Genomic DNA, 12,341 nt, shown 5'->3' with positions numbered 1-12,341 from the left:
CCTTTCCCCGTTTTTCTCCGTCGACACAGGCCCGCATGAACGACTTGCTGCGTTCCTTCGTCCGGGCATTCGCGGGCGCGCTGCACCCGCGCATGCTCTGGCTCACCCTGATGCCGTTCGTCGTCTCCGCCGCGTTCTGGGGCATCCTGCTGTGGTTCTCGTGGCAGACGCTGATCGACGCCGCGCGCGGCGCGCTCGACGGCTTCGCGCTGACGTCGGCGCTGTACCGGGTGTTCGACGTGATCGGCATGTCGCAGCTGCACGCGGTCGTCGCGCCGTTCGTCGTCGTGGCGCTGGCGATTCCGCTGATCGTGCTGACCGTGCTGCTGCTGATCGCGACGATTTCGATGCCGGTCGTGGTCAAGCACCTGTCGAACCGCCAGTTCGCCGCGCTCGAGATGAAGCGGGGCGGCACGTTCGTCGGCAGCATGCTCAATTCGCTGTGGGCGTCGTTCGCCAGTATCGTGGTGCTCGTCGTCACGCTGCCGCTGTGGCTGATCCCGCCGTTCTTCGGGCTGCTGCCGCCGGTGATCTTCGGCTGGCTCACGTACCGGATGATGACCTACGACGCGCTCGCGCTGCATGCGAGCCGCGACGAACGCCGGGCGCTCGTGCGGCAGCATCGCTGGCCGCTGATCGGCATCGGCATCGTCACCGGGCTGCTCGGCACGGTGCCCACCTTCATCTGGGTGTCGTCGGTCTGGATGATGGTGCTGTTTCCGTTCGTCGCGGCGGCGATGATCTGGGTTTATGCATTCATTCTGGTGTTTTCGGCGCTGTGGTTCGGCCATTACTGCCTGCGCGCGCTCGAAACCCTGCGCGCGACGCCGCGCGCCACCACAATCGACATGGGGCAGGCATGAGTATCGGCATCATCATCATCGGCGACGAAATCCTTTCGGGCCGCCGGCAGGACAAGCATCTGGCGAAGGTCATCGCGCTGCTCGGCGCGCGCGGCCTCGCGCTCGACTGGGCCGAGTACGTCGGCGACGATCCCGCGCGGATCACCGCGACGCTCGCGCGCGCGCACGCGTCGGGCGACATCGTGTTCTCGACGGGCGGCATCGGCGCGACGCCTGACGACCATACGCGGCAATGCGCGGCCGCGGCGCTCGGCGTGCCGCTCGAGCTGCATCCGGACGCGAAGCTGCTGATCCAGGAGCGGATCCGCGAGACGCACACCGACCCCGACCGGCCGGTCGACTTCGATTCGCCCGAGAACCAGCACCGGCTCAACATGGGCGTGTTCCCGCGCGGCGCGACGATCATTCCGAACGGCTACAACCGGATTCCGGGCTTCTCCGTCGGCGACCTCCACTTCGTGCCGGGCTTTCCGGTGATGGCGTGGCCGATGATCGAATGGGTGCTCGACACGCGCTACGCGCACCTGCACCACGCGACGCCGCACGCGGAGCGCTCGCTGTACGTGTTCGAGCTGCCGGAATCGACGCTCACGCCGCTGATGGAGAAGATCGAGCGCGACTTCCCGGGCGTGCGGGTGTTCAGCCTGCCGAGCGTCGGCGATGCGGAGCGGGGCGGGATCTACGCGCGCCGCCACATCGACCTCGGCGTGAAGGGCGAGCCGGAGGCGGTCGCGGCCGCGTTCGTGAAGCTGCGCGAAGGCGTGCATCTGCTCGGCGGCGACATCGTCGAGCCCGACGCGTCGCGCGCCTGAGCGCCGGCCGCCGGAAAAGCAACGGGCCGCGCAAGGCGGCCCGTCATCGGGGTGTCATCGCCCGGCTCGACGATGACGCAGGCGGGGCGGGCGGCGGCGCATGGGCGCCGTTACGCGCCGATCCACGGCAGCTTGCGGAAGCACCAGCCGTCGACCGTCTTGCGGTGGCCCTCGGCGTCCTTGGCGCCCTCGAAGCCTTCGAGCAGGTCGAACGCCTTCGTGAAACCGGCCTGCGCGGCGGCGACCGCGGCGAGCTTCGAGCGCGCAGCGCTGCGGCACAGGAACAGCACCGGCGCGCCGGGTTCGATCGCCGCTTTCAGCTCGCTGACGAATTCGGCGTTCGGCACGCCGCCGGGGTAGCGGGTCCATTCGAGATGCAGGTACTGGCCGTCGCCGACCAGCGGGCGGCCGACCCAGTCCAGTTCGGCGCGGGTGCGCACGTCCACGAGACGCGCCGACGGGTCGAGCTGCAGCAGTTCGAATGCTTCGGCCGGCAGCAGCGCGCCGGCGTAGGTCAGCGAGCCTTGCGCGCGGCGTTCGTCGGCCTTCGCGTGAAGCTGTTCGAGCGTACTCATGGCAGGAGGTCTCCGTATCGATCAAACGAACATTCTAGCGCGCCGTGTGCCGCGCGACGGCCGGGCGCCGTGCCGTGCATGCACCGCGCACGCGCTCACCAAAAAGGTGCAGAATGACGCAGATGCACCAGCGTGGTTCATTCCAAATGCCTGACGACTGGAATTGCACCATCGAGGTGCTTTCGGCGAATCGGCCGCGCCGCGCGAAGCCCCGAAATCGCGCGGCGAAGCCCCGTCGTGGCGAGCCCGGCGCGAATTGCGCCCGTCTTGCGCGTACATGGCACGGAAGCTGCTATATAGAATTCGGTCGAATCGGGGCGCGCTGCGCCAAAGCCTGACCCCGAGCAGCTCGATAAACGAGGCGGTTCCCAGTCCGCCGGAATTGTTCAATCAGGAGAAGAGGTTATGAGTAAAACCGTCGCCGACGTCATGCAGCTCGTGAAGGACGAGGACGTCAAGTTTGTCGATTTCCGCTTCACGGATACGCGCGGCAAGGAACAGCACGTGTCGGTGCCGGTTTCGGCGTTTGACGAAGACAAGTTCGAAAGCGGCCATGCATTCGACGGTTCGTCGATCGCGGGCTGGAAGGGCATCGAGGCGTCGGACATGCTGCTCATGCCGGATCCGAGCGCTGCGTTCGTCGACCCGTTCTACGAAGAATCGACGCTGGTGCTGACCTGCGACGTGGTCGAGCCGGCCGACGGCAAGGGCTACGAGCGCGATCCGCGTTCGCTCGCGAAGCGCGGCGAAGCGTACCTGAAGAGCACGGGCATCGGCGACACCGCGTACTTCGGTCCGGAGCCGGAATTCTTCATTTTCGACTCGGTCCAGTGGAACACGGACATGTCGGGCTGCTTCGTGAAGATCAACTCGGAAGAAGCGCCGTGGTCGGCCGGCAAGGAATTCGAAGGCGGCAACACGGGCCACCGTCCGGGCACGAAGGGCGGCTACTTCCCGGTCGCGCCGGTCGACACGTTCCAGGACATGCGTTCGGAAATGTGCCTGCTGCTCGAACAGCTCGGCATCCCGGTCGAAGTGCACCACCACGAAGTGGCGGGCCAGGGCCAGAACGAAATCGGCACGAAGTTCTCGACGCTCGTGCAGCGCGCCGACTGGACGCAGTGGTCGAAGTACATCATCCACAACGTCGCGCACTCGTACGGCAAGACGGCGACGTTCATGCCGAAGCCGGTCGTCGGCGACAACGGTTCGGGCATGCACGTTCACCAGTCGATCTGGAAGGACGGCCAGAACCTGTTCGCGGGCAACGGCTATGCCGGCCTGTCGGAACTGGCGCTGTTCTACATCGGCGGCATCATCAAGCACGCTCGCGCGCTGAACGCGATCACGAACCCCACGACGAACTCGTACAAGCGCCTGGTTCCGCACTTCGAGGCACCGGTCAAGCTCGCCTACTCGGCGCGCAACCGTTCGGCATCGATCCGCATTCCGCACGTGTCGAACCCGAAGGGCCGCCGCATCGAAACGCGCTTCCCGGACCCGATGGCGAACCCGTACCTGTGCTTCACGGCGCTGATGATGGCCGGCCTCGACGGGATCCAGAACAAGATCCATCCGGGCGAAGCCGCCGACAAGAACCTGTACGACCTGCCGCCGGAAGAGGATGCAAAGATCCCGACCGTCTGCGCGGGCCTCGACCAGGCGCTCGAAGCGCTCGACAAGGATCGCGAGTTCCTGACGCGCGGCGGCGTGTTCACGGACGGCATGATCGATGCGTACCTCGCGCTGAAGGAACAGGAACTGGCGAAGTTCCGCATGACGACGCATCCGATCGAGTTCGAGATGTACTACTCGCTGTAAGCGGCGATGGCGCTTCGACGCTTCAGCGGGCGAAGCGCCGCACACCGGTTTGCCTGCGCCGCGCAACTCCCGGCGCAGGCAGCGGATTCTGAAAAGGGGACGGCGCCCAGCCGTCCCCTTTTTGTTCCGCGCATTTCACACTTTCTGCACGACACCCACGCACGATGGTTCTGAAGAATCTGATCAAGGCGAAGACGGGGCAGCCTGAGCGTCTGACGGATGACGAGCGGCTCGCGCGCTCGGGGCTGCTCGCCGGCCTCGAGGCGTTGCCGACGGTCGTGCTGGTGCTCGACCGCAAGACGCTGAAGATCGCGTTCGCGAATCCGTCCGCGGAGGCGATGCTCGACATCTCGCGCCGGCAGCTCGCGCAGCGGCCGTGGGGCGAGATCTTCCCGAACGCGAACGAGCTCGCGTCGACGATCACCGCGATCGGCGAGGAGCGCTTTCACGCGACGCACCTCGACACCGTGCTCGACCGGCCCGGCCGCGAGCCGCTGCACGTGCACGCGATCGTCGGCTTTCTCGAGAGCGCGCAGGATTTCGTGCTCGTCGAGCTGTTCGAGAACGAGCGCCAGTCGCGCACCGACCGCGAGGAGCGCATCCACGACCTCACCGCGGTCAACAAGCAGCTGATCCGCAACCTCGCGCACGAGATCAAGAACCCGCTCGGCGGGATCCGCGGCGCCGCGCAACTGCTCGAATTCGAGCTGGGCGAGCGCGAGCGCGGCGAGCTGCGCGAATACACGCAGGTGATCATCAAGGAATCCGACCGCCTGCAGACGCTCGTCGATCGATTGCTCGAGCCGCACCGGCATCCGCACATCGTCGGCGACGTGAACATCCACGAAGTGTGCGAGCGCGTGCGCGCCGTGATGCTGGCCGAATTCCCGCGCGGGCTGTCGATCGAGCGCGACTACGACGTCAGCGTGCCGGACCTGCGCGGCGACAAGGAGCAGCTGATCCAGGCGCTGCTGAACATCGTGCGCAATGCGGCGCAGGCGCTGCGCGAGCGGATCGCGCAGGGCGACGCGCGCATCGAATTGCGCACGCGGGTCGCGCGCAAGATCACGATCGCGAAGCGCCTGTGCAAGCTGGCACTGGACTTGCATGTGATCGACAACGGGCCCGGCATTCCGGACGAGATCCGCGACCGGATCTTCTATCCGCTCGTATCGGGGCGCGAGGACGGCAGCGGCCTCGGCCTCACGCTCGCGCAGACGTTCGTGCAGCAGCACGACGGGATGATCGAGGTCGAAAGCCGGCCCGGTCGTACCGAATTTCAGATTTTGCTGCCGCTCGATCATTGAGCGGCGACACCGCGATTCACCGAGATATCTGACCGACCTATGAAGCCGATCTGGATAGTAGACGACGACCAATCGATCCGCTGGGTGCTCGAAAAGGCGCTCGCCCGCGACAGCTTCGCGACGAAGAGTTTCGCCAACGTGCGCGACGCGCTCGGCGCGCTCGATCACGAGACGCCGCAGGTGCTGGTGTCCGACATCCGGATGCCGGGCGGCTCGGGCCTCGAGCTGCTGCAGGCGATGCACGACCGGATGCCGGGCCTGCCCGTGATCATCATGACCGCGTTCTCGGATCTGGACAGCGCCGTCGCGGCGTTCCAGGGCGGCGCGTTCGAATATCTCGCGAAGCCGTTCGACGTCGACAAGGCCGTCGAGCTGATCCGCCGCGCGGTGGAGGAGAGCCTGCGCGGCGGCGTGCCCGAGGACGACCGCGTGGCCGAGGCGCCCGAGATGCTCGGCCAGGCGCCGGCGATGCAGGACATGTTCCGCGCGATCGGCCGCCTGTCGCATTCGGCCGCGACCGTGCTGATCACCGGCGAGTCGGGCACCGGCAAGGAGCTCGTCGCCCGTGCGCTGCACCGTCACAGCCCGCGCGCGAACGGGCCGTTCATCGCGCTGAACACCGCGGCGATTCCGAAGGACCTGCTCGAATCCGAGCTGTTCGGCCACGAGCGCGGCGCGTTCACCGGCGCGCAGACCACGCGCCAGGGCCGCTTCGAGCAGGCCGAGAACGGCACGCTGTTCCTCGACGAAATCGGCGACATGCCGTTCGACCTGCAGACGCGCCTGCTGCGCGTGCTGTCGGATGGCCAGTTCTACCGCGTCGGCGGCCACAGCCCGCTGCGCGCGAACGTGCGCGTGATCGCGGCGACGCACCAGAACCTCGAGTCGCGCGTGCGCCAGGGGCTGTTCCGCGAGGACTTGTATCACCGCCTCAACGTGATCCGGCTGCGCCTGCCGCCGCTGCGCGAACGCAGCGAAGACATCCCGCTGCTCACGCGCCACTTCCTGCAGAAGAGCGCGCGCGATCTCGGCGTCGAGCCGAAGCGCGTGTCCGACGAGGCGCTTGCGTACCTGACGTCGCTGCCGTTCCCCGGCAACGTGCGGCAGCTCGAGAACCTCGCGAACTGGCTGACCGTGATGGCGCCCGCGCAGACGGTCGAGATCAAGGATCTGCCGCCCGATCTCGTGCCGTCCGGCGCGGCCGTCGCCGTGGCGGCCGACGGCGCCGAGGCGCACGCGGCGGGCGGCGACGCCCCCGCGTTGTCGCCCGCCGCCGGCCTGACGGGCGCGCCTGTCGTCGCTGCGCCGAACAGCGCGCCGGCCGGCTATCCGATGTGGGAGCACGGGCTGCGCACCGAAGTCGCGCGCCTGCTGCGCGAGAACTCGGCCGACGTGATGGACGAGCTCGCGCGCCGCTTCGAGGCCGCGGTGATCCGCGAGGCGCTCGACTTCACGCGCGGCCGCAAGGTCGAGGCGGCCGAGCGGCTCGGCATCGGCCGCAACACGATCACGCGCAAGATCCAGGAACTGCATCTGGAGCCGTAAGCGCGCAGCGCGGCATGCGCGGGCCCCCGCGCATGCCGCCGCGATCGGACATAATCGCGGTTTGCCGTCACGCCGTTCCGCCATGTCCGATTCCTTCCGCTGGCCCGCCGGGGCCGACCCGTTCCGTTTTCTCGAAGCGCTCGACAGCGCGCGCGCCCGCGCGTGGGTCGACGAGCAGAACGCGCGCACGCGCGCCGCGCTGCGCGACGACGCCGCCTATCGCGCGCTCGTCGCGCGTCTCGCGCAAGCCTATCTGCCGCGCGAGCGCCCGGTGATCCCGACCCGCTGGCGCGACTGGGCCTACGACCTGTGGCAGGACGACCTGCATCCGAAGGGGCTGTGGCGCCGCGCGCGCTGGGACGACTGGCGCGCGGGCCGGCCGGCGTGGGACACGCTGCTCGACGTCGACGCGCTCGGCGCGCAGGAGGGCGAGTCGTGGGTGTTCGAGTCGGACGCGATCCTGTATCCGGACGGCGATCGCGCGCTGCTGTCGCTGTCGCCGGGCGGCGCCGACGCGGTGGTCGTGCGCGAGTTCGATCTCGTCGAGCGCCGTTTCGTCGACGCGGGTTTCACGATCGACGAGCCGGGCCATCATACGATCGGCTGGATCGATCGCGATACCGTCTACGTGAGCTGGGATCGCGGCGAAACGCACGCAACCGAGGCCGGCTATCCGTATGAAGTGCGCCGCTGGACGCGCGGCACGCCGCTCGCCGACGCGCCGGTCGTGTTTCGCGGCGAGCCCGACGACATCAGCGCGGGCGCGTGGTTCGATCCGGTCGACGGCCGCCACGGCGCATGGCGCAGCGTCGATTTCTTCGATATGCATTCGTACCGGCTGACGGCCGACGGCGAGTGGGCGCGCTACGACGTGCCGACGCATGTCGAGGTCGGGTTCTGGCAGGGCTGGCTCGTGATGGAGCCGCGGCTCGACTGGGAATGCGGCGGCGTGCGCCACGCGGGCGGCTCGCTGCTCGCGATTCGCGAGGACGCGTTTCTTGCCGGTTCGCGTGCGTTCGACACGCTGTTCGAACCGGGGCCGACGACGTCCGCGTGCACGTGGACGAACACGCGTCATACGCTGATCGCGAGCTGGCTGGACGACGTGAACAACCGCACGCTGCTGTGGCAGCCGCGGCAGGCGGACGACGGCGCGTGGACGTGGGATGCGCGGCCGTTCGACTGGCCGGGCGACGCGCAGATCGACGTCGAGCCCGTCGAGTCGACGCTGAACGACGACGTGTACGTGGACGTCGACACCTATCTCGATCCGCCCGAATGCTGGCTGGCCGATCTTGCCGATCGCGCGGCCGATGCGCCGTCGCGCCGCGTGCTGCTCGACCGGCCGCCGGTGCAGTTCGACGCGGCCGGGCTCGTCGTGCGCCGCGCGAGCGTGCGCTCGCGCGACGGCACCGTGGTGCCGTACACGCTGATCGGGCCGCGCGATGCGCTGGATGCGCGTGACGGCGACGCGCGCGTCGCGCGGCCGTGCCTGCTGTCCGGCTACGGCGGCTTCGCGCTGCCGAACCTGCCGGGCTACAGCGACGCGCTCGGCATCGCGTGGCTCGAGCGCGGCGGCGTCGCGGCGTTCGCGCATATCCGCGGCGGCGGCGAGTTCGGGCCGCAATGGCATGTCGACGCGCAGCGCGAGCACCGGCAGCGTTCGTTCGACGACTTCATCGCGGTTGCCGAGGATCTGATCGGCACGGGCGTGACGACGGCTGCGCAACTCGGCATCGAGGGCGGCAGCAATGGTGGCCTGCTGGTGGCCGCGTGCATGGTGCAGCGGCCGGAGTTGTTCGGCGCGGTGCTGTGCCGGGTGCCGCTGCTCGACATGCGACGCTATCCGAAGCTGCATGCGGGCGCGGCGTGGCTGGACGAGTACGGCGACCCGGACGACCCGCTGGAGGGCGCGGCGCTGGCCGCATACTCGCCGTATCACCGCGTGCGCGAGGGCGTCGCGTATCCGCCGCTGCTGCTGACGACGTCGACGCGCGACGATCGCGTGCATCCCGCGCACGCGCGCAAGATGGCCGCGCGCATGCACGCGCTCGGTCACGGCCAGGTGTGGTACTGGGAGAACACCGACGGCGGCCACGGCAGCGCCGACGATCTGGAGCGCGCCGAATCCGACGCGGCCGAATTCGGTTTCCTGTGGGCCCATCTCGGGCCCGCGCCCGCGCGCGGCTGAGCGCGCGCGGAAGGGCGTGCTCAGCCGACGACCGCGACCACCGGCGTATGGTCGGACGGCTGCTCCCACGTGCGCGGCGTGCGATCGACTACGCACGACGCGCAGGTTTCGGCCAGCGCCGGCGACAGCAGGATGTGATCGATGCGCAGCCCCGCGTTGCGGCGGAACGCCATCATCCGGTAGTCCCACCACGTGAAGGTCTTTTCGGGCTGCTCGAAGCGGCGGAACGCATCGACGAGCCCGAGTTCGACGAGGCCCGCGAAGTGCGCGCGCTCCTGCGGCGACACGAGGTTCTGGCCTTCCCATTTGGCCGGATCGTGCACGTCGCGGTCTTCGGGCGCGATGTTGTAGTCGCCGAGCAGCGCGAGCTTCGGATAGCGCTGCAGTTCGCTGCGCAGCCACGCGTTCAGCGCGTCGAGCCACTGCATCTTGTAGACGAACTTGTCGGAGTCGGGCGCCTGGCCGTTCGGGAAGTACGCGGAGATGATGCGCACGCCGTCGATCGTCACCGCCACCACGCGCTGCTGCGGATCGTCGAAGCCGGGGATGTTGCGCGTGACGTCGGATTCGTCGAACGGCAGTGTGTCGCGCGCGAGGATCGCGACGCCGTTGTACGTCTTCTGGCCCGAGAACCAGGCGCGATAGCCGGCCGCCTCGAGATCGGCGCGGGGGAACTTGTCGTCGGGCAGCTTCAGTTCCTGCAGGCACAGCACGTCGGTGCCGCTTTGCGCGAGCCAGTCGAGCACATGCTGCTTGCGGACGTTGAGCGAATTGACGTTCCAGGTGGCGATCTTCATGGACGAGTGCGAGAGCGGGGTGAATGCGAAGGCCGCCATCTTACCGCGATGCGCATCGCGTGGGTCCAGCGCAGAATCGTGACAAAAGTATTGACGTGAGTGCTTAACAACCCTATAATTTATTTCTCTGACGCGGGGTGGAGCAGTCTGGCAGCTCGTCGGGCTCATAACCCGAAGGTCGTAGGTTCAAATCCTACCCCCGCAACCAAGCACACCAGACGATGTGCAGCGCAAGTGACCGATGCGCGCTTCGTCGACAGGAACCCGGCTCAATGCCGGGTTTTTTGTTTTCTGCGCGCATTCGCCGCGCGCGCACGCCCAGAAGCGTGCGCCTCTGATCCCGTCACCAGGACGGGGCTTCATTCGCCATCGTCAGCCCGCCGCCCACTCGACCGCCGCCTTCGCATGCAGCGCGGTCGTATCGAACACCGGCAGCGGCGAATCTTCCGCGCCGATCAGCAGCGTGATTTCCGTGCAGCCGAGGATCACGCCCTGCGCGCCGCGTTTCGCAAGCGCTTCGATGATCCGCACGTACGTCGCGCGCGATGCCGGCAGCACGGCGCCGTGACACAGCTCGTCGTAGATGATCCGGTGCACGTCGGCGCGCTCGCGCTCGTCCGGCACGAGCACGTCGAGCCCGAACTTCTCGCGCAGCCGCTGCGCGTAGAACGGCAATTCCATCGTATATCGCGTGCCGAGCAGCCCGACGCGCGCGATGCCGGCCGCGCGCAGCGCCTCGCCGGTCGGATCGGCGATATGCAGGAAGGGCAGCGCGACCGCCGCCTCGATCGCGTCGTGCACGCGATGCATCGTGTTGGTCGTGAGCACGATCAGTTCCGCGCCCGCCGCCTCGAGCTGCCGCGCGGCCGCGGCCATCCGTTCGCCGAGCGCCGGCCAGTCGTGCGCGCGCTGCAGCGCTTCGATCTCCGCGAAGTCGACGGTCACCATCACGCTCTTCGCGTTGTGGTGCCCGCCGTGCAGCGCCTTCGAATGCTGGTTCAGCATCCGGTAGTATTCCGCCGACGATTCCCAGCTCATCCCGCCGATCAGTCCGATCGTCTTCATCCGCCACGCTCCCGTTTCCATTGCCAGCATCGCCGCGAGTATAGGCGGCGCCGCGCGCGCACGGCGGTACGATCCTCGCAAAGCGGGCCAGTACGGCGCGGCCGCGCGCGGCAGCACGCGGCAGTTGAAACGGCCACTGTGTTTTTGTACAGTATCGGCACCGTGAACCCGACCGTCATTTCGCCCGCCGATCCGAACCCGCCGCCGTTGCCGAGCGACGCGCCGCCGCGCGCGCGCAAGATCATCCACTGCGATTGCGACTGCTTCTATGCGTCGGTGGAGATGCGCGACGACCCGTCGCTGCGCGGCCGGCCGCTCGCGGTCGGCGGCCGCCCCGACCAGCGCGGCGTGATCGCGACCTGCAACTACGAGGCGCGGCGCTATGGCGTGCATTCGGCGATGTCGTCGGCGCTCGCGATGCGCAAGTGCCCCGACCTGCTGATCCTGCCGTCGGCGATGGACAAGTATCGCGCCGCATCGCGCCAGATCATGGCGATCTATCGCGACTACACGGCCGACGTCGAGCCGCTGTCGCTCGACGAGGCGTACCTCGACGTCAGCCACGCCGAGCGCTGCCAGGGCAGCGCGACGCTGATCGCCCGCGAGATCCGCGAGCGGGTGTTCGACACGGTCGGCGTGACGGTGTCGGCCGGCGTCGCGCCGAACAAGTTCATCGCGAAGATCGCGTCGGACTGGAACAAGCCCGACGGCCTGTTCGTCGTGCGGCCGCATGAAGTCGACGCGTTCGTCGCGGCGCTGCCGGTGCGCAAGCTGCACGGCGTCGGCAAGGTGACGGCCGCGCGTCTCGACCGGCTCGGCATTCAGACCTGCGCGCAACTGCGCGACTGGTCGCTGATCGACCTGCATCGCGAATTCGGCGCGTTCGGGCGACGCCTTTTCCAGTTGTCGCGTGGCATCGACGAACGGTCGGTGCAGGCGGACCAGGAACGCAAATCGGTCAGCGTCGAGACGACCTACGTGACCGACCTGACGACGCTCGAGCAATGCGCGGACGAGATCCGCAGGCTGACGGTCCAGCTCGACGCGCGGATCGCGCGCGCGGGCGCCGTGCGGTCGATCCGCAAGCTGTACGTGAAGATCCGCTTCGCCGACTTCCAGCGCACGACGGTCGAATGCGTGGCCGACGCGACGAACGCGGACACGGCCGTCACGCTGCTCGCGAAGGGCCTGCTGCGGCGCGCGCAGCCGGTGCGGCTGCTCGGCGTCGGCGTGCGCATCGACGAAGACACGCCCGAGCGTCACGGCCAGATCGCGCTGTTCGACGACGAATCGCCCGCGCCATGAAAAACGGCACCGCGAAACGCGGTGCCGTCTTCATCGTGGCGGAGCAACGGGGCGGGGTGC

At 68.3% G+C, this 12,341-nt stretch carries 10 protein-coding genes and 1 tRNA gene; 8 read left to right on the top strand and 3 right to left on the bottom strand.

The genetic code is table 11. The features are described 5' to 3' along the window. The first annotated feature begins 35 nt into the window (after positions 1 to 35). Positions 36 to 863, top strand: a complete 828-nt coding sequence (locus HWY45_RS27475) for an EI24 domain-containing protein (RefSeq protein WP_059878954.1) — start codon at positions 36 to 38, stop codon at positions 861 to 863. After that, positions 860 to 1,675: a competence/damage-inducible protein A gene (locus HWY45_RS27470; protein WP_059878959.1), complete on the top strand. Its 816-nt coding sequence runs from the start codon at positions 860 to 862 to the stop codon at positions 1,673 to 1,675. The genes HWY45_RS27475 and HWY45_RS27470 overlap by 4 nt, the downstream gene beginning before the upstream one ends. A gap of 110 nt (positions 1,676 to 1,785) precedes the next feature. On the opposite strand, the gene HWY45_RS27465 is transcribed toward HWY45_RS27470, so the two are convergent. Next, a complete protein-coding gene (locus tag HWY45_RS27465) occupies positions 1,786 to 2,250 on the bottom strand; it encodes a rhodanese-like domain-containing protein (protein ID WP_059567562.1) in 465 nt (154 codons plus the stop codon). 405 nt (positions 2,251 to 2,655) lie between these two features. On the opposite strand from HWY45_RS27465, the gene glnA reads away from it, so the two are divergent. The 4 genes from glnA (at position 2,656) to HWY45_RS27445 (ending at position 9,114) form a co-directional block, all read left to right on the top strand. Further along, a complete protein-coding gene (glnA, locus tag HWY45_RS27460; protein WP_017331833.1) occupies positions 2,656 to 4,071 on the top strand; it encodes a type I glutamate--ammonia ligase in 1,416 nt (471 codons plus the stop codon). 164 nt (positions 4,072 to 4,235) lie between these two features. After that, complete coding sequence (glnL, locus tag HWY45_RS27455) at positions 4,236 to 5,378, top strand: nitrogen regulation protein NR(II) (protein ID WP_059567560.1); 1,143 nt, start codon at positions 4,236 to 4,238, stop codon at positions 5,376 to 5,378. 39 nt (positions 5,379 to 5,417) lie between these two features. Continuing rightward, complete coding sequence (ntrC, locus tag HWY45_RS27450) at positions 5,418 to 6,923, top strand: nitrogen regulation protein NR(I) (RefSeq protein ID WP_059878961.1); 1,506 nt, start codon at positions 5,418 to 5,420, stop codon at positions 6,921 to 6,923. An 82-nt stretch (positions 6,924 to 7,005) separates the two neighbouring features. Continuing rightward, positions 7,006 to 9,114: a prolyl oligopeptidase family serine peptidase gene (locus tag HWY45_RS27445; RefSeq protein ID WP_059878963.1), complete on the top strand. Its 2,109-nt coding sequence runs from the start codon at positions 7,006 to 7,008 to the stop codon at positions 9,112 to 9,114. Positions 9,115 to 9,134: 20 nt separating this feature from the next. Here HWY45_RS27445 and xth read toward each other — a convergent pair whose 3' ends face one another. Next, the gene (gene xth / locus HWY45_RS27440) at positions 9,135 to 9,911 is read right to left on the bottom strand and encodes an exodeoxyribonuclease III (RefSeq protein ID WP_059567715.1); all 777 of its coding nucleotides are present in this window, start codon (positions 9,909 to 9,911) and stop codon (positions 9,135 to 9,137) included. 131 nt (positions 9,912 to 10,042) lie between these two features. Between xth and HWY45_RS27435 the strand changes: the two genes are divergently transcribed. Then, a tRNA-Met gene (locus tag HWY45_RS27435) sits at positions 10,043 to 10,119 on the top strand. A gap of 164 nt (positions 10,120 to 10,283) precedes the next feature. Here the strand turns inward: HWY45_RS27435 and HWY45_RS27430 are convergent. After that, a complete protein-coding gene (locus tag HWY45_RS27430) occupies positions 10,284 to 10,976 on the bottom strand; it encodes an aspartate/glutamate racemase family protein (protein WP_059878966.1) in 693 nt (230 codons plus the stop codon). A 138-nt stretch (positions 10,977 to 11,114) separates the two neighbouring features. On the opposite strand from HWY45_RS27430, the gene dinB reads away from it, so the two are divergent. Beyond that, entirely contained in the window at positions 11,115 to 12,281 is a 1,167-nt protein-coding gene (gene dinB / locus HWY45_RS27425) for a DNA polymerase IV (RefSeq protein ID WP_059878968.1), read from the top strand. The last annotated feature ends 60 nt before the right edge of the window (positions 12,282 to 12,341 follow it).

This window comes from Burkholderia stagnalis, assembly GCF_902830275.1.
Taxonomy (GTDB): domain Bacteria; phylum Pseudomonadota; class Gammaproteobacteria; order Burkholderiales; family Burkholderiaceae; genus Burkholderia; species Burkholderia stagnalis.
The sequence above is the reverse complement of the archived record's forward strand: the minus strand, read 5'-3'. Positions and strand labels throughout refer to the sequence as shown.